This is a genomic window from Halioglobus maricola (assembly GCF_009388985.1).
In the GTDB taxonomy this organism is placed as follows: Bacteria; Pseudomonadota; Gammaproteobacteria; order Pseudomonadales; family Halieaceae; genus Halioglobus; species Halioglobus maricola.
This window is the reverse complement of sequence record NZ_CP036422.1, coordinates 424518-441405: the sequence shown is the minus strand read 5'-3', so window position 1 is coordinate 441405 and position 16888 is coordinate 424518. Positions and strand designations below refer to the sequence as shown.

17 protein-coding genes are annotated in these 16888 nt (G+C 60.0%); 13 read left to right on the top strand and 4 right to left on the bottom strand.

From position 1 onward, the window contains the following. Positions 1–65 precede the first annotated feature (65 nt). Complete coding sequence (locus EY643_RS01900) at positions 66–1067, top strand: adenosine kinase (RefSeq protein ID WP_152660619.1); 1002 nt, start codon at positions 66–68, stop codon at positions 1065–1067. A gap of 11 nt (positions 1068–1078) precedes the next feature. Here the strand turns inward: EY643_RS01900 and EY643_RS01895 are convergent, their stop codons facing one another. Next, positions 1079–3454: a DNA polymerase II gene (locus EY643_RS01895; RefSeq protein ID WP_152660618.1), complete on the bottom strand. Its 2376-nt coding sequence runs from the start codon at positions 3452–3454 to the stop codon at positions 1079–1081. An 84-nt stretch (positions 3455–3538) separates the two neighbouring features. Here EY643_RS01895 and EY643_RS01890 point away from each other — a divergent pair, with 84 nt between their 5' ends. Continuing rightward, positions 3539–3886, top strand: a complete 348-nt coding sequence (locus tag EY643_RS01890; protein WP_152660617.1) for a pentapeptide repeat-containing protein — start codon at positions 3539–3541, stop codon at positions 3884–3886. Here EY643_RS01890 and EY643_RS01885 read toward each other — a convergent pair whose 3' ends face one another. Both EY643_RS01885 and EY643_RS01880 read right to left on the bottom strand, forming a co-directional pair. Next, positions 3887–4933 (bottom strand): DUF2333 family protein, encoded by a 1047-nt coding sequence (locus EY643_RS01885; RefSeq protein ID WP_152660616.1) that lies wholly within the window; start codon positions 4931–4933, stop codon positions 3887–3889. A gap of 22 nt (positions 4934–4955) precedes the next feature. Next, complete coding sequence (locus EY643_RS01880; RefSeq protein WP_152660615.1) at positions 4956–5417, bottom strand: copper chaperone PCu(A)C; 462 nt, start codon at positions 5415–5417, stop codon at positions 4956–4958. A gap of 176 nt (positions 5418–5593) precedes the next feature. Here EY643_RS01880 and EY643_RS01875 point away from each other — a divergent pair, with 176 nt between their 5' ends. From EY643_RS01875 to EY643_RS01825, 11 genes are all read left to right on the top strand, one after another. After that, positions 5594–7336 carry a protein-disulfide reductase DsbD family protein gene (locus EY643_RS01875; RefSeq protein ID WP_152660614.1) on the top strand — a complete coding sequence of 581 codons (1743 nt, stop codon included), beginning with the start codon at positions 5594–5596 and terminating at the stop codon, positions 7334–7336. Between the two features lie 237 nt (positions 7337–7573). Continuing rightward, complete coding sequence (gene aroQ, locus EY643_RS01870; protein WP_152660613.1) at positions 7574–8017, top strand: type II 3-dehydroquinate dehydratase; 444 nt, start codon at positions 7574–7576, stop codon at positions 8015–8017. Positions 8018–8045: 28 nt separating this feature from the next. Continuing rightward, a complete protein-coding gene (accB, locus tag EY643_RS01865; RefSeq protein ID WP_152660612.1) occupies positions 8046–8522 on the top strand; it encodes an acetyl-CoA carboxylase biotin carboxyl carrier protein in 477 nt (158 codons plus the stop codon). A 36-nt stretch (positions 8523–8558) separates the two neighbouring features. Beyond that, a complete protein-coding gene (accC, locus tag EY643_RS01860; protein ID WP_153240861.1) occupies positions 8559–9899 on the top strand; it encodes an acetyl-CoA carboxylase biotin carboxylase subunit in 1341 nt (446 codons plus the stop codon). A gap of 90 nt (positions 9900–9989) precedes the next feature. Beyond that, a complete protein-coding gene (prmA, locus tag EY643_RS01855) occupies positions 9990–10880 on the top strand; it encodes a 50S ribosomal protein L11 methyltransferase (RefSeq protein WP_152660611.1) in 891 nt (296 codons plus the stop codon). 124 nt (positions 10881–11004) lie between these two features. Continuing rightward, positions 11005–12009 carry a tRNA dihydrouridine synthase DusB gene (gene dusB, locus EY643_RS01850; protein WP_152660610.1) on the top strand — a complete coding sequence of 335 codons (1005 nt, stop codon included), beginning with the start codon at positions 11005–11007 and terminating at the stop codon, positions 12007–12009. Further along, positions 12006–12320, top strand: coding sequence for a DNA-binding transcriptional regulator Fis (fis, locus tag EY643_RS01845; protein WP_152660609.1), 315 nt, complete (start codon positions 12006–12008; stop codon positions 12318–12320). The genes dusB and fis overlap by 4 nt, the downstream gene beginning before the upstream one ends. A gap of 4 nt (positions 12321–12324) precedes the next feature. Beyond that, positions 12325–13893, top strand: coding sequence for a bifunctional phosphoribosylaminoimidazolecarboxamide formyltransferase/IMP cyclohydrolase (purH, locus tag EY643_RS01840; RefSeq protein ID WP_152660608.1), 1569 nt, complete (start codon positions 12325–12327; stop codon positions 13891–13893). Continuing rightward, a complete protein-coding gene (gene purD, locus EY643_RS01835; protein WP_152660607.1) occupies positions 13893–15182 on the top strand; it encodes a phosphoribosylamine--glycine ligase in 1290 nt (429 codons plus the stop codon). The genes purH and purD overlap by 1 nt, the downstream gene beginning before the upstream one ends. A gap of 29 nt (positions 15183–15211) precedes the next feature. Next, positions 15212–15856 (top strand): 2-polyprenyl-3-methyl-6-methoxy-1,4-benzoquinone monooxygenase, encoded by a 645-nt coding sequence (coq7, locus tag EY643_RS01830; protein WP_152660606.1) that lies wholly within the window; start codon positions 15212–15214, stop codon positions 15854–15856. Between the two features lie 4 nt (positions 15857–15860). Further along, on the top strand, positions 15861–16439 hold the full coding sequence (locus EY643_RS01825) for a VanZ family protein (protein WP_152660605.1): 579 nt from the start codon (positions 15861–15863) through the stop codon (positions 16437–16439). Here the strand turns inward: EY643_RS01825 and EY643_RS01820 are convergent. Beyond that, positions 16406–16837, bottom strand: coding sequence for an OsmC family protein (locus EY643_RS01820; protein WP_152660604.1), 432 nt, complete (start codon positions 16835–16837; stop codon positions 16406–16408). The two genes, EY643_RS01825 and EY643_RS01820, sit on opposite strands and share 34 nt — an antisense overlap. Positions 16838–16888 lie beyond the last annotated feature (51 nt).

The following is a 16888-nucleotide window of genomic DNA, read 5'->3' as shown; positions in this document are numbered from 1 at the left end:
GCCTCTTTCAATAGATCAACGAATCCGGATAATAGCCGGCTGAATCAACTGAGGACGACCGAACAATGAAGAAGTATGCCGCTTACGGAATAGGCGCTGCGCTGGTAGACACCGAAATCAAGGTAGAAGACAGCGAACTGGCCGCGATGAATGTCGACAAAGGCATGATGACGCTGGTAGACGCAGAGCGCCAGAGTGAACTGCTGGGCCATCTGGCGGGCCATCTGGTGAAAGCCAGCCACGCCAGTGGTGGCAGCGCCGGCAACTCCATGATTGCCACCGCCCAGTTCGGTAATCCGACGTTTATGTCCTGCAAAGTGGCCAACGACGCTGACGGCGACATCTATATCGCCGACCTCGAAACCGCCGGCGTAGAACACTGCCTCACCGGTGAGCGGGCAGAGGGCACCACCGGAAAATGCCTGGTGCTGATTTCACCCGATGCCGAGCGCAGCATGAACACCAATCTGTCCATCAGCGAGACCCTGTCGGTAGAGCAACTGGTGCCTGAGGCGATCGAGCAGTCTGAATACTTCTATATGGAAGGCTACGTGGTGACGTCTCCCACTGGCCGCGCTGCCGCGATCCGCGGTCGCGAGATCGCCGAGGCCGCTGGTGTAAAAACCTCGTTGAGCTTCTCCGATCCCGGCATGGTTGAGTTCTTCCGCGACGGCCTGCAGGAGATGATTGGCGAGCGTGTGAACCTGGTGTTCTGCAACGAAGCCGAGGCCCTGGGCTGGGGCGAGACTGACAACCTCGAGGTCGCGATGGAAAAAATCAAGCAGGTGGCAGACACCTTTGTGATTACCCGCGGTGCCGAGGGCGCAATCACCTTTGACGGCGAACACCTGGCCGAGATCCCTCCACACAAGGTGCACGCTGTCGACAGCAACGGTGCAGGCGACATGTTCGCCGGCGCGTTCCTGTATGCGATTACCCGCGGCGAGGATTTCCCCACAGCTGGGCGCTTCGCTAGCCTGGCGGCGGGCAAAATTGTCGCCAACTACGGGCCGCGTCTCAAGGCCGAGGAATATCCTGCCCTGCGGAACGAGTTCTTCGGCGGCTAATCTATCAGCAGTTAGAACAACCCGATCTGACTATTCACGAGCTCGTCAAAGGACGTTCCGACGAAGCCGAGAATACCATCGGCCACAGGCTGCAACTGGCGCTCCAGGTACTGCTCGTGATCCACGGGCGCCAGCGCGGCCTCAGCCGGTTCCGCACCTGCCGTCGTCAGTAGGTACTCGACCCAGTCTCCCCGCCTCGGCGGGGTCATACCGCGTTCCGGATAGAGGCGAGCGGCCTGCACATGCGGCGGCACATTGCGCTGGTACTCATCCAATTTCCTGCGCAGGCGTTTGCGGTAGACGAGCTGGTCGTCAAGCTCACCCGCGCGCAGCCTGGCTGCCGTTTCCCGCACATATTCGGCAAACGGTTCACCGAAGAAAACCCTGCGATACAGCTCCTCCTGAAAATCCCTGGCCAGGCGAGTCCAGTCGGTACGCACGTTCTCCAGCCCCTTGAAGACGAGATGATCCTCACCCCCAGAGCGGATGACCCCGGCATAACGCTTCTTGCTGCCTTTGTCGGATCCGCGGATAGTCGGCATCAGAAAGCGCCGGTAGTGGGTTTCAAACTCTAATTCCAGCACACTTTCGAGGCCAAATTCGCGCTCTAGCTCTTCACTCCACCACTGGTTCAGCGCCTGCTCCAGCGCCTTGCCCGCGCGCTCGGCGTCCTCATCGCTTTGAGCCTCGTGAATCCACACGAATACCGAGTCGGTGTCGCCGTAGATCACCCGATGGCCGGCCGCCTCAATGTACTCCTGGGTGCGCTGAATGATCTCGTGACCACGGCGCGTAATAGAACTCGCCAATCGCGCATCGAAGAACCGACACCCGGTTGAGCCGAGCACGCCGTAGAAGGAATTCATAATAATCTTGATCGCCTGCGACAGCGGCGCATCCTGCGCGGCGCGCGCCTCGTCGCGGCGCTCCCAGAGGTCCGCAATCAAGCCTGGCAGGATATGGCCCTCGCGGATAAATCGCGCCCCGAGAAAGCCGGGTACGGTTGCCTGCTCGTCTGTCTCTTCATCGCCTTCGGACCCGTGCCTCGTGCCGAGCGCGAGACCCAGCGGGTCGATATGGAAAGTGCGAATAATGCTGGGGTAGAGGCTTTTGAAATCCAGCACCAGCACATGGTCGTAGATCCCGGGCATTGATTCGAGCACGAAACCACCGGGGCTGGCGGTGAGGTCCTTGCTGGCATTCGGGGCCACATATCCGGCACGGTGCAGACTGGGAAGGTAAAGATTGTCGAATGACGCCACCGAACCACCGAGCCGGTCCATGTTCAGGCCGGTCATGCGAGAGCGCGCGATGGCAAAATCGAGCAAATGGGTGTGGTCGAAAATACGCGAGACCAGCTCACAATCCTTCAGGTTGTATTCGGCGAGCGCAGTCTTGTCCCCCTGAAACAGCCGACCGATCTCCTCACCCCGATCCGGGCTGTGAATCAGCTTGCCTTCCCCCAGCAACTCCTGGGCGACGTTCTGCAGGGAGAAGCTCTCAAAACGGTAGAACGCTGCCCGCAGCAACTCGATGCCGTCGAGGATTACCCGCCCGGGACACTGCACCGTGCGGCGCACGCCCTCATCATCCAGCTCGCGCCAATGCAACGGCCGGCGACCGCGGCCCAGCAATAATCGACGGCCCGTGTGCTCGGCAATCCGCTGCAGGTACCAGGTGTCGAAGTTTACGACATTCCAGCCAATCAACACGTCAGGGTCATAGTCCTCCAACCAATCGAGGAACGCCTGTAAAACCGCATCCTGGGTGGGGCAGGCCTGCACGAAATCCTGACTTGCGCCCTCGCCCAGCATGAATACATGGCGCTGCTCTTCACCATTGGCATCAACACCATGGGCGCCAATGGAGAAAAGCTGCACACCCTCCATCGCAGTTTCGATGTCGTAGGAGACAACTTTCAGCTGCGGTCGGTAATCCGCGCCACGTATGGCCGGGTTCTCCATCCACAAATGCCCGCTGCGCTGGCTCACTGTGCCGCGCAGCTCAGCACCGCCGGCGACAAAACGTTCCATCAGGTAGCGGTCTGCCGGATTGATGTCCGCTTCAAGCGGCTCACAGCCAGCAGTGACCAGCGCATCGGCAAGCTGCCGCCCCCTGCGGTAACTCTCGCAATACACCCCGGCGACCTCGCGGTGCTGGAAATCCCGCAGTGCCAGTGGCCGAACCTCCACCCCGGGTTGACCCGACAGCAGGCCCTGCGCGGTGTCGAGATCTTCATGAGAAAGGAAAAAAGTACTTTTTTCGCCATGGATCAGCGCGCACAGCGGGCCTTCGTCGGTGACAAACCACAGCTCCAGCTCAACCCCGCCGGGCGTATCGCGCCAATTTCGACTAAGCAGGAAACCCTTGAGGCTGACAGCGGTCACAACAGTTCTCTTGTATTACACCGCAATCGGCGATTAAGCTATGTGCCCGCTGAACGCGCAGGCACTCGCAGAAAAGGACATCTAATGAATAAACCTGTGATCAAACCCGATCCCTTATACCAGCTCCTGCGCAATGAGGACATCAAGAGCTTCAACGAGCAGCGGGACGCACTGGACAACAGCGAACTGAAAAGCGGTGACTACCGCGGCAGGGACTTACGCAACATGAATGCGGATGGGCTGGACTTCAGCAACTCCTATTTCCGCAATGCCGACCTCAGCGGCATCGATTTCCGCAACACCAATCTGGAAGGCGCCAGCCTGCTCGACGCCAAGCTGTCGGGCACCTACTTTCCGAAAGAGCTCAGCGCCACCGAGATCAGGCTCTCGCTCAACACAGGCACCCGCCTGCGCTACAACGCGCCGGACTAGCTAGCCCTGTAGCAGCAGGTCGCGCAGGTCGATAATCGCCGCATTGGCGCGGCTGATATACGAGGCCATCACCAGCGAGTGATTCGCGAAAAGGCCAAAGCCGGTGCCGTTGAGCACCATTGGGCTCCACAGCGGCTCCTGTGCTCCCTCAAGCTCACGGATGATCTGCTGCAGGCTGACCAGGGCGTTTTTCTTGCGCAGCACATCGGCGAAATCCACTTCTACTGCCTTGAGGAAATGAATCAACGCCCAGGTAGTACCGCGTGCCTCATAGAACACATCGTCAATTTCCAGCCACGGCGTTTTCACCAGCACCTCACCGGGGCCACTGGTAGATTGGCCAGCGGCACTGTCGCCCGCAAGATCAGTATTCAGGCGGCGCTGGCCCACACTGGCAGACAGGCGCTGGGACAAGCTGCCGAGCCGGGTATTGACCGTCGATAGCCAATAACGAAGGTTGTCAGAGCGCGTGTAGAACTGGGCGCCGGGCTGGTTCGCATCCGACAGCCGCTGGAAATAATTCCGCGTGTAGGACAGTGCCTCGCGATACTCCGACTCCGTGGATGGCAGCACCCAGCTGTCAGAATCAAAGTGGTAGCGGGGCTCAGCCATCGCCAGGTCCTTGTCCTCGGTGGACTGGGACTGCGAGCGACTGAACACTTCGCGCATGGCTCGCGACAAATCACGCACTTGAATCAGGACGCCGTATTCCCAGTTCGGCGTGTTATCGAGCAGCACACCAGGGGGGAAGCGGTCGTTATGCAGATAGCCGCCAGGTTTGTCGAGCAGGGTTTCCATCACGCCCATCAGCGCAGCGGTAGTCACTGAACCAGTAACAACCTCTCCGCCGTCAGCTGCGGCGTAGTCCGCGGCCTTCTCTGCCGGATCGAAGTGCTCGGGCGTCGAACTCCAGTAAATACCCAGCACGAGTATCGTCAAGACATAGAGGATGAATGCCGACAATATCCACTTGCCGGGACCTTTTTCCGGAACCCAGTCCAGCATCCGGTCGCGCCAGTCATCCCAGGTATCTTTTACTGCATTCATGCTTTATTCCGTATCGCTTGTGTCAGTGATGGTGGTGGTGATCGGCCTGTGTCGGCGCGCCCTTGCGCACCTCGGCCTCGACGCAGACGTTATCCACGGAGGCAAACTCGATACATAAGGCCCGAGTCTCGCCCGGCTGGGGCATCGCCTCCAGCTCAAACAGCATCAAATGAGTGCCACCGGGGGCCAACGCATAGGTGCCCTGAGGCGCCACCTCCAGTGTAGTCAATTGCTCCATCCTCACCAGCCCATCGACCTCGCGACTGGTATGGATTTCCACCTTGCCAGCACCGGCAACAGTGGCTCCGACCACCTTCGCAGGGGCGTCCCCGGAGTTTCTCAGGGTTAGGTACGCAGCCGTCGTCTGCTGCACAGGCGGGAGCGCCCTCACCCAGGCGTTTTCGATGCTTACACCGCTTGATTCGGCCACCAATGCGGGCGCCAGCATCATTGCACCGGCGAAAGTCAGGATTCGGGAAAACACTCGCACTCCAGGGGGAAACTAATCGCGTTCTATGACGTCCTAGACTACACCACCGCGACCGCAATCAGCCAGCAAATTGGGCCCAGAGCCAAGGGCTGATAGAATCTGCCGCTGAATCAACCCGCTTAAACCGCTCCTACCACGGAGCAGGCGGGGCAACCAACCATGGACACACTATGCGCCTGATACTGGCCACACTACTCACTCTTAGCGCCGTTCTGCTGCAGGCCCAGGCCTATGCCCAGATGCCCGGCTCTAGCGGAAGCAACCCTTTCGGCATCGAGCAGCCAGACTTTCTGCCAGTAGAGGAGGCCTACAAACTGGAGGTGGAGCCAGCCGGAGAGGGCTTGCGGCTCTATTGGCAGATAGCAGATGGCTACTATCTGTATCAGCACGCATTCAAGTTCCAGGGAGAAGATCACCGCGGCGCGCTGCCACTGCGCGAAAATCTGCCCGAGGGCCTCGACCGCACTGACGAATTTTTCGGCGACGTATCGGTCTATTACAACAGCGCGGACATCACGGTGGACACCGAGCGCCAGCGCGACGGTTCGCTGCAACTGACTGTCACGTCGCAGGGTTGCGCTGATGCCGGGCTCTGCTACCCCCCACGCAAGCAGTATTTCAGCTGGGCACCCGGGGCGGCCGAGGTCACCGAAACTACCCCGCCAAAGCGCAAACCGCAGGTGACGGCCGCGCCGGCTACAGCAACAGAAGGCAATGGAAGCTCACTGGCCTACATGCTTTTACTGGCCTTCCTGGGCGGTGCCATTCTCAACCTGATGCCCTGCGTTTTCCCCATACTGTCACTTAAAGTACTGAGCTTTGCCCAGAGCAGTGACCACGACCGCCACCTGCACAGCTGGATTTACACGGCGGGCGTTGTCGTGAGCTTTGTCGCCGTGGCCGCTGTGCTGATCGCGCTACAACAGGCTGGCAGCGCCGTAGGCTGGGGCTTCCAATTACAGTCGCCCGGGTTCGTGATCGCCCTCGCCTACCTGTTTCTGGTGATGGGGCTGTCACTCTCGGGGCTGGTCCATCTGGGCGGTAATCTGATGAATACCGGCAGTGCACTGGCTGACCGCGGCGGCCTGAGTGGCAGTTTCTTCACCGGGGTACTGGCCGTTGTCGTCGCCAGCCCCTGCACCGCTCCATTTATGGGCACTGCGCTCGGATTTGCTGTCACCCAGCCACCGCTCACCGGACTGACAGTGTTCGCCGCCCTCGGGCTGGGCATGGCGGCGCCACTGCTGCTGTTCAGTTACAGCGGTGCGGCCAGAAAACTCATGCCGCGACCCGGCCCCTGGATGGAAACCCTGAAAGAGCTATTGGCATTTCCGCTCTACGCGGCGGCGATCTGGCTGCTGTGGGTGGCGGGCCGGCAGACTGGAGTGAACACCATGGCCGCAGTGCTCTGTGGCGCGCTGTTGCTGACCCTGGGCCTGTGGCTATGGGAAAAAGGCGGCGCTCGCCGCTGGCTCGCCGCGATCTGCGCGGCAGGTGCATTGGGCCTGGCCAGCATGGACAATCTGGACCCTGCCGGTGGCGCAGAAAAGCAACTCACTGATGGCAGGGTGGCCTGGTCCAATGAGGCCATAGAACAACTTCGAACGTCCGGCACCCCGGTGTTTGTCGATGTGACCGCCGACTGGTGCATCACATGCCTTGCCAATGAGACAGCCGTTCTGTTTACCGAGGACATCACCGCCGCGTTTGCCGACCACGGCGTCACCTATATGGTCGCGGACTGGACCAACTACGATGCCGATATCGCCGAATTTATCGCCAGCCACGGCCGCACCGGGATCCCACTGTACGTGATGTACCCCCCTGCTGGCGCCGGCCAGCCTTTTCTCCTGCCGCAGATCGTCACTGCAGACATCGTTATGGAGGCTCTGGAGGTCGTTTCAGGAAAATAACCGGAAGTTAGCCGCACCTTGGCGTTAGTTAGCACCAATTTTGCGGCTTATCGCACTTCTTCGGCGAAGCACCCTGTATTGACCCCGTAGAAGTCCACAACTTCGAAAATATTGCTAACTTCCGCAATCGCGCTGCTAAATGCAGACAAAATGCTAATTTTTACCAAAGCCGTGGACAGACTCACGATATTGCGCCAAACTTGGGCGAATAATTCAATTCGCGCGTGAGACCAGCACATGGCCACAATACTCGTTCTCCACGGCCCCAACCTGAACCTGCTGGGAGAGCGCGAGCCTGAAATCTATGGCAGCACCACCCTGTCTGACATCAACCAGACCCTGCAACAACAGGCACGCGACAAAGGTCACCACCTGCTCTACGTTCAGAGCAATGCCGAATATGAACTGGTCGAACGCGTGCAGGATGCTCGCCATGAAGGCGTCAACTTTATCCTGATCAACCCCGCAGCCTTCACCCACACCAGCGTGGCGCTGCGCGATGCGCTGGCAGCGGTACAGATACCCTTTATCGAGATTCATCTCTCGAACGTTCACGCCCGGGAGGAGTTCCGCCAGCACTCTTATTTTTCCGACCTGGCCAAAGGCGTGATCTGCGGACTGGGGCCCCAGGGCTATGAACTGGGCCTGCAGGCAGCTATCAAACACATAGAACAATCCTGAACTTCAACTTGCTGAAGAGAAACACACCATGGACATTCGCAAAGTAAAAAAGCTGATCGAGTTGCTGGAAGAGTCGAATATCGACGAAATCGAAATCAAGGAGGGCGAGGAATCGGTTCGCATCAGCCGCAATAGCGCACAGCCGTACATGGCCGCCGCCGCGCCCATGTATGCCGCTCCTGCGCCGGTTCCGGCCCCTGCTCCTGCAGCCGCGCCGGTGGCGCCAGAAGCGGCGCCCGCTGCTTCCGAACCCGCTGCGCCGGCCACCAATGGCCACGTGGTGAAATCCCCGATGGTGGGCACTTTCTACCGCGCACCCTCGCCCTCTTCGCCATCATTCGCCGAAGTCGGCCAAACGGTGAAGGTCGGCGATGTGATCTGCATTGTTGAAGCCATGAAAATGATGAACCAGATTGAAGCGGATCGCGCCGGCACCATTGAGGCCATCCTGGTAGAGAACGGTGAGCCGGTGGAATTCGACCAGCCCCTGTTCTCGATCGTGTAAGTGCCCGCGCGCACCTGAGGAATAATCGAAATGCCCATTCTGGACAAGGTTCTTATCGCCAACCGGGGAGAGATTGCCCTGCGCGTGCTGCGCGCCTGCAAGGAACTCGGAATCCGCACGGTCGCGGTTCACTCCAAGGCAGATGCAGAACTCATGCATGTTCGCCTCGCAGACGAATCCGTTTGTATCGGCCCGGCTCCCTCCACCGAGAGTTATCTGAACGTCCCTGCACTGATCAGTGCCGCAGAAGTCACTGATGCAACAGCCATTCACCCGGGATATGGCTTTCTGGCGGAGAATGCAGACTTCGCCGACCAGGTCGAAAAAAGCGGCTTCACCTTTGTCGGCCCCCGCGCTGACACCATCCGCCTGATGGGCGACAAGGTATCAGCGATTGAAGCGATGAAGCGCGCTGGCGTACCCACCGTGCCCGGCTCTGACGGCCCTCTCACCGACGATCACGATCGCACCCGGCAAATCGCCCAGCGGGTGGGCTATCCGGTGATTATCAAGGCTGCTGCCGGCGGCGGTGGCCGCGGCATGCGAGTGGTGCATAATGAAGAAGTACTGATTTCCTCCATAGAAGTGACCAAGTCTGAGGCCGCCGCGGCCTTTGGCTCCGACGTGGTGTATCTGGAGAAATTTCTACAGAAGCCGCGTCACGTGGAAGTTCAGGTACTGGCCGACGGTCAGGGCAACGCTATTCACCTGGGCGACCGCGACTGTTCACTGCAACGGCGGCACCAGAAAGTCATTGAAGAAGCACCGGCGCCGGACATCCCCGAAGATCTGCGCAACCAGGTTTACGAGGCCTGTGTGAACGCCTGTCTCGAAATTGACTACCGCGGAGCGGGCACTTTCGAGTTTCTGTTTGAAGACGGCGGTTTCTATTTCATCGAGATGAACACCCGGGTACAGGTCGAGCACCCTGTCACTGAGATGATCACCAGTTTCGACATCGTCAAGGAGCAGTTGCGGATCGCCGCCGGCCTGCCGCTGTCTGCCACCCAGGACGAAGTTCGCTTCCATGGGCACTCCTTCGAGTGCCGCATCAATGCCGAGGATCCGCAGAACTTCCTGCCGTCTCCGGGCAAGGTGAACACCTTCCACGCACCCGGTGGTCTGGGTGTGCGCTGCGATTCACATCTGTATGACGGCTATACAGTGCCGCCCTTCTACGACTCGCTGATTGCCAAGATCATTACCTTTGGCGAGAGCCGCGAGGTAGCGCTGGCCAGAATGCGTCAGGCGCTGGATGAGTTGGTAGTTGAGGGCATTCGCACCAATACACCTTTACACCGTGAGCTGTGTCGCGATGCGGCCTTCGAAGCGGGTGGTGTGAGCATTCACTACCTCGAGAGCAAGCTGGAAGACTGATACTTTTCGGCTGCTCAACCTCTGCTAGCACCCATCTGTGGTCTCCATTCGAGACCGCAGCGCGCCCCGCTCGGGGCAAGGCCTCATGCAATGACCTGGATACAACTGCGCCTCGACACAGACCCGGAGCAGGTGGAGCAACTGGAAAACCTGATGCTCGCCAGCGGTTCTGTTGCGGTAACCCTGGAAGACAACGCCGACCAACCCGTGCTTGAACCGGCCGTCGGCGAAACGCCCCTGTGGCGCCAGACCCGCCTCACCGGGCTCTATCCCGCCGATACCGACATGGACGCCGTATTAGCTCAATTCCCCACCGAGCTCCTGAGCCAGTGCAGTTCGCGCACCGAAATTCTCGAGGACAAGGACTGGGAGCGGGAGTGGATGCAGCACTACCAACCGATGCAGTTCGGCCGCCGCCTGTGGGTCTGCCCCAGTTGGCTGGAGCCGCCAGAACCCGACGCCGTCAACCTGTTACTGGACCCTGGCCTGGCCTTTGGCACAGGCACGCACTCCACCACCGCCCTGTGCCTGGCAGAACTGGACTCCCTGGATCTCGACGGTCAGGTCGTCGTCGACTATGGCTGCGGTACCGGCATCCTGGCAGTCGCGGCGCTCAAGCTCGGCGCCCGCGAAGCGCTTGGGGTAGATAACGACCCCCAAGCCCTAACCGCGAGCCGCGATAACGCGAATCGCAACGGTCTGGCCGCCGAGCGCTTTCCGGTCACCCTCCCTGGGGGTTACAACGCTGCCGACTGGCAGGAGCGCGCAGAGACGGTGATTGCCAACATCCTGGCCGGCCCGCTCATGGAACTGTCACCCACCCTGCTGCACCTGCTGAAACCCGGTGGCACCCTGATGCTGTCGGGCCTGCTCAATACACAGGCCGAGGGTGTTATTGCTCACTACTCGGACCACATCCAGCTAGCAGTCGCCTCGGAGCACGAGGGCTGGGTTTGCCTGCGCGGGCAGCGACCGGGCTGACCACCCTGTCAACCGGCCCCAGCAAAATTGTTGGGTGTTTTTTGTGCAGAAATTCTTCCCCGCACCGGGCCTGAGGAGTATGATACCGCCTCTTTTTCGCAGCCTTTCCTGAACAGCAAACACAATGCCCCAGATCGGACCCTACAAGCTGGCAAACCCCGTCGCATTGGCCCCTATGGCCGGCGTGACCGACCTGCCATTCAGGCGTCTTTGCGCCCGCATGGGTGCCGGCCTTGTCGTTTCGGAAATGGTCACCAGTGATCCCACGCTGAGGGATTCACGCAAAACCACGCTGCGCACGGTGCACGACACCGAAGTCGAACCACGCTCTGTTCAGATCGCCGGAAGCGACCCGGAGCAGCTGGCCCAGGCGGCGCAATACAATGTCGGCCTCGGCGCCCAGATCATCGATATCAATATGGGGTGCCCCGCCAAGAAAGTGTGCAAGAAGGCTGCTGGCTCAGCACTGCTGGCCGATGAAGCGCTGGTGCAGGCCATCCTGCAGGCCGTCGTCGCCGCCGTAGATGTCCCCGTGACCCTGAAGATTCGCACCGGCGCCAACCCGGAGGCGCGCAATGGCGTAAGCATTGCCCGCATCGCCGAGGATGCAGGTATTGCCGCCCTCGCTGTGCATGGCCGCACCCGCGCCTGCAAATTCGGAGGCGCGGCAGAATACGACACAATCGCCCAGATTGTAGCCGCTACCGAGATCCCGATTTTTGCCAATGGCGATATCACGTCGGCAGCGAAGGCCGCCAAGGTGCTCGAACACACTGGCGCCGCCGGGGTCATGATCGGTCGCGCCGCACAGGGCCGGCCCTGGCTCTGCGGCCAGATCGCCCACCATCTGGCCAACGGCGAAACACCCGCTGACCCGACACTTGAGCAACAGCGGGACATCCTGCTGACCCATCTCGCCGATCTCCATGACTTTTACGGCGAATTCATGGGGGTACGCATCGCACGCAAACACGTGAGTTGGTACCTGGAGCACCAAGCCGGTTACCGCAGCCAGCGCCAGGCGTTCAATGCCCTGGATTCCGCTGAAGCGCAGCGGGACCAACTCCAGACCTATTTTCACTTTCTATCCAGAACATCCAATTTATCTAATGAGGAACTCGCAGCATGACAAGGGCTGAACCACTCCACGCCCCCGCCGAGGATATCGCGGCCAACGACAACCAATCCCAGGGTACTAATGAGCAGAATCTGCGCGATGCAGTGACCGCCAGCGTACGCCAATATCTTTCCGAGCTGGACGGTCAGCTTTCCACCGACGTGTACCAGATGGTGCTGGCGGAAATGGAAGCACCTCTGCTGGAAGAGATCATGGCTTACACCCGCAACAACCAGACCAAGGCATCGGTGATGCTGGGCCTGAACCGCGGCACCCTGCGCAAAAAATTGAAACAGTACAACCTGATCGGCAGCAAGGATTGAATCCATGAGTGAACTCGTCAGCGTCAAACGCGCTCTGATCAGCGTCTCCGATAAAACCGGCATCGTTGAGTTTGCCGCTGCCCTGCGCGAGCAGGGGGTGGAACTGCTCTCCACCGGCGGCACCTATCGCCTGCTGCAGGAAAACGGCCTGGACGTCACCGAGGTGTCCGAATACACCGGCTTCCCGGAGATGATGGACGGCCGGGTAAAGACCCTGCATCCAAAAGTACACGGTGGCATTCTGGCCCGCCGCGGTCAGGACGACTCGGTTATGGCCGAGCACGGCATCGACGCCATCGACATGGTAATCGTGAACCTGTACCCCTTTGAAGCCACCGTTGCCAAACCTCACTGTTCGCTCGAGGACGCGGTTGAGAACATCGACATCGGCGGCCCTACCATGGTGCGGGCTGCAGCCAAAAACCACCGTTTCGTCAACATTGTGGTCAATGCGGCCGACTACGCGACCATTATCGAAGAGATGAAGGCGAACGGCGGTGCGACCAGCATGGCCACCCGATTCAATCTCGCGATCAAGGCCTACGAGCACACCGCTGCCTACGACGGCGCCATTGCCAATCACTTTGGCAAAATGGTTCCCGGCGGCTCCGAGACATTCGCACGCACCTTCAACAGCCAGTTCCACAAGGTGCAGGAGATGCGCTACGGCGAGAACCCGCACCAGAACGCGGCGTTTTATGTTGAGCAAAATCCCGCTGAGGCCGGCATCGCCACCGCGAAGCAGATTCAGGGCAAGGAGCTCTCCTACAACAATGTCGCCGATACTGATGCCGCCCTGGAGTGCGTGAAAAACTTCAGCGAGCCGGCCTGCGTAATCGTCAAACACGCCAACCCCTGCGGCGTGGCCGTTGCAGACACTATCGGCAAGGCCTATGACCTGGCTTTTGCTACAGACACTGAATCTGCCTTCGGCGGCATCATCGCATTCAACCGCGAGCTGGACGGCGCGACAGCCGCTGCCATCTGCGAGCGCCAGTTTGTAGAAGTGATCATCGCCCCCAGCATCAGCCAGGAAGCGGCGGCGGCTGTCGCCGCAAAGAAAAACGTCCGCCTGCTGGAGTGCGGCGAATGGGGTGCTCCATTGCCCGCTCTCGACTACAAGCGCGTTAACGGTGGCTTATTGGTTCAGGACCGCGACCTGGGCATGGTGACCGAGGGCGACCTGACCATCGTATCCAAAGTACAACCGACGCCCACCCAGATGGCCGACTTGTTGTTTGCGTGGAAGGTTGCCAAATACGTCAAGTCCAATGCCATTATCTATGCCAACAACGGCCAGACTGTCGGCGTTGGCGCCGGCCAGATGAGCCGCGTTAACTCGGCCCGCATCGCTGCGATCAAGGCGGAGCACGCCGGCCTCGAAGTGACTGGTTCTGTCATGGCATCGGATGCCTTCTTCCCGTTCCGTGACGGCATAGACGCCGCTGGCGAGCGCGGCATTGCCGCGGTGATCCAGCCCGGCGGCTCGATCCGCGACGAGGAAGTGATCGCCGCCGCCGATGAACACGGCATGGCGATGGTATTCACTGGTATGAGGCACTTCAGACACTAATGAACGTACTGGTCATCGGCTCGGGCGGCCGCGAACACGCCCTGGCATGGAAAGCCGCTCAATCGGCAAACGTGGAGACGGTCTACGTCGCTCCCGGCAATGCGGGCACCGCCACCGAGGCGAGTCTTGAAAATGTCGCCATCGCTGTGGAAGATTTCGAAGCGCTGGCAAATTTTGCCCAGAACAACGGCGTTGGGCTGACCATCGTTGGCCCGGAACAGCCACTGGTCGACGGTGTCGTCGACTACTTTGCAGGCCGCGACCTGCGTTGTTTTGGCCCGAGCAAAGGCGCAGCCCAGCTGGAGGGTTCCAAAGCCTTCACCAAGGACTTCCTCGCTCGACACGACATACCCACCGCAGCCTACGCGAATTTCACTGAGGTCGAACCTGCCCTTGCCTACCTGCGCGAGCAAGGCGCACCTATTGTGGTCAAGGCCGATGGCCTTGCAGCCGGCAAGGGCGTTATCGTTGCTGAGACCCTGGCCCAGGCCGAGGACGCCGTCACCGATATGCTCTCTGGAAATGCCTTTGGTGACGCCGGATGCCGCGTGGTGATCGAAGAATTCCTCGGCGGCGAAGAGGCAAGCTTCATCGTCATGGTCGACGGCGCAAATGTGCTGCCGATGGCAACCAGCCAGGACCACAAGCGCATTGGCGAGGGCGACACTGGCCCCAACACTGGCGGCATGGGTGCGTACTCACCGGCGCCCGTCGTCGACGATGCTGTCTATCAGCGCGTGATGGATGAGGTGATCATGCCTACGGTGCGCGGCATGGCCGACGAGGGCAACGACTACACCGGCTTTCTCTACGCTGGCCTGATGATTTCCCCCGAGGGCGAGCCCAAGGTCATTGAATACAACTGTCGTTTCGGCGACCCCGAAACACAGCCCATCATGGTGCGACTGAAGTCCGATCTGGTCGCCCTGTGTGAACAAGCCCTGGACAAGACTCTGGACAGCGCCAGTGCCGACTGGGACGAACGCCCCGCCATGGGTGTGGTGCTCGCCGCCGGCGGCTACCCCGCCAGCTATGCCAAGGGGGCCGTCATCAATGGCCTGGATGCAGATTTCGGCAGCGACACCAAGGTATTCCACGCCGGTACTGCACAGGATGGCGACAACATCGTCACCAGCGGCGGCCGAGTGTTGTGTGTTACCGCGCTGGGCGACGATATCGCCGCTGCGCAGAAGGCCTGTTACAAGGGGGCCGACCTCATCAACTGGGACGGTGTGACCCTGCGCCGCGACATTGGCTGGCGCGCCATCGCACGCTATAGTCAGGGCTGAACCAGAGCTCTTTCAGGGGAGTAAGCCCTATGCGCAATCGTCGTTTTTCACTGCTGGACCGCGCCATTTCTGAAGTGGATTCAGTGATGCGCACCATCACCAACAGGGGCCATTCAGCGGCACGCACCTCGCCGGCCGAAGGCCACAGTGACGGCGAGATGTCCGCCAAAGAACGCAAACATGTGGCCGGGCTCATGCGGGTAAACCACACCGGTGAAGTCTGCGCCCAGGCGCTGTATCAGGGACAGGCACTCACCGCACGCATGCCCACGGTTCGCAAGGAAATGCAGGAAGCGGCCGACGAGGAAATCGATCACCTGGTATGGTGCGAGGAACGCTTGCGCGACCTCGACAGCCGTCCCAGCATACTCAACCCACTCTGGTATGGCAGTTCTTTTGCTCTGGGCGCCATCGCCGGCGCCATTGGCGACGATGTGAGCCTAGGTTTTGTCGCAGCCACTGAAGAACGGGTTTGCAACCACCTGCGAGACCACCTCAAACAGTTGCCGGAAGAAGACCGCAAGTCGGCCCTTATTCTGCAGCAGATGCTGGAAGACGAGGAACGCCACGGCCACAAGGCCATGGAAGCGGGCGGCAAGGAATTTTCCACCCCGGTGAAAGACGGCATGACCCGCGTTGCCAAGGTTATGACCGAGACTGCTTACCGGGTCTGACACCGTGCCGGACCCTGCCCCTCACTCGGGTTTCCTGCTGTTCTATCGCTCTCGTCTCTGGGCCTTGATCTGGTCCTACATTTTCCTGACCTATGCCACCCTTCCCGTCATGCGCCCCCTCTTGCGCGCGCTCAAGACGAATGTCGGCCTGGAATCACTGGCGATCCTGGTGAACGCCTCGTTGCTGCTGGCAGCCTTGGGCCTGGTGTTACTGGCGCTGCGCAAAGGCGTGACAACAACGGTACTGGCTCTCCTGCCGCTGCTGACTATTGCGGCGATCGCAAGCCAGCTCAGCATTGCCGAAGAGCGTATGCATTTCCTGCAGTACGGTTTACTGGGGGTACTGGTCGTCGCCACAGGACGCGCTAGAACGTGGGGCCTATGGCTGGCGATGCTGGTTTTTGTCGCCGCCGTCGGCGCGCTGGATGAATTGATTCAATGGTGGCTGCCAAACCGTGTGGGTGACTGGCGCGACGTCGCCTTTAACAGCGCCGCCGGGCTGCTGGGAACCGCTCTGGGAGCGGTACTATTCTGGCGCGAGGACAGGCCTCAGGCGGCCGGATCAAATTCGACCATCTCGTAGCTGTGACCAACTTCGACACCGGCTGCGCCCAGCATGATGGACGCACTGCAATACTTCTCAGCTGAAAGTTCCACCGCACGTTTGACGTGATTCTCTTTCAGGCCTACTCCCGTCACAATAAAATGCATGTTGATCCGGGTAAATACGGCGGGCACGGCGTCGGCGCGCTCGGCCTCTATCTCTACCCGGCAGTCAATCACCTGCTGACGGGACTTTTTGAGCATACTCATTACGTCGTAGGTGGAGCAGCCACCAGTACCAATGAGCAACATTTCCATGGGGCGTGGGCCCATATTGCGGCCGCCGAGGTCCTCGGAGCCATCCATAATAACCGCATGACCGCTGCCGGATTCACCGACAAACATCGCACCGTCGGTCCACTTTACTGTCGCTTTCATGGCATTTTTACTCGCAGTAGTCCAAAACGCGCCGCAGCTTAGCACAACAAG

Excerpts from the sequence above, each read along its gene's own strand:
- EY643_RS01900 (WP_152660619.1), top strand. The coding sequence starts at position 66 with ATGAAGAAGTATGCCGCTTACGGAATAGGCGCTGCGCTGGTAGACACC.
- EY643_RS01890 (WP_152660617.1), top strand. The coding sequence starts at position 3,539 with ATGAATAAACCTGTGATCAAACCCGATCCCTTATACCAGCTCCTGCGC.
- EY643_RS01885 (WP_152660616.1), bottom strand. The coding sequence starts at position 4,933 with ATGAATGCAGTAAAAGATACCTGGGATGACTGGCGCGACCGGATGCTG.
- EY643_RS01875 (WP_152660614.1), top strand. The coding sequence starts at position 5,594 with ATGCGCCTGATACTGGCCACACTACTCACTCTTAGCGCCGTTCTGCTG.
- aroQ (WP_152660613.1), top strand. The coding sequence starts at position 7,574 with ATGGCCACAATACTCGTTCTCCACGGCCCCAACCTGAACCTGCTGGGA.
- accB (WP_152660612.1), top strand. The coding sequence starts at position 8,046 with ATGGACATTCGCAAAGTAAAAAAGCTGATCGAGTTGCTGGAAGAGTCG.
- prmA (WP_152660611.1), top strand. The coding sequence starts at position 9,990 with ATGACCTGGATACAACTGCGCCTCGACACAGACCCGGAGCAGGTGGAG.
- dusB (WP_152660610.1), top strand. The coding sequence starts at position 11,005 with ATGCCCCAGATCGGACCCTACAAGCTGGCAAACCCCGTCGCATTGGCC.
- fis (WP_152660609.1), top strand. The coding sequence starts at position 12,006 with ATGACAAGGGCTGAACCACTCCACGCCCCCGCCGAGGATATCGCGGCC.
- purH (WP_152660608.1), top strand. The coding sequence starts at position 12,325 with ATGAGTGAACTCGTCAGCGTCAAACGCGCTCTGATCAGCGTCTCCGAT.
- purD (WP_152660607.1), top strand. The coding sequence starts at position 13,893 with ATGAACGTACTGGTCATCGGCTCGGGCGGCCGCGAACACGCCCTGGCA.
- coq7 (WP_152660606.1), top strand. The coding sequence starts at position 15,212 with ATGCGCAATCGTCGTTTTTCACTGCTGGACCGCGCCATTTCTGAAGTG.
- EY643_RS01820 (WP_152660604.1), bottom strand. The coding sequence starts at position 16,837 with ATGAAAGCGACAGTAAAGTGGACCGACGGTGCGATGTTTGTCGGTGAA.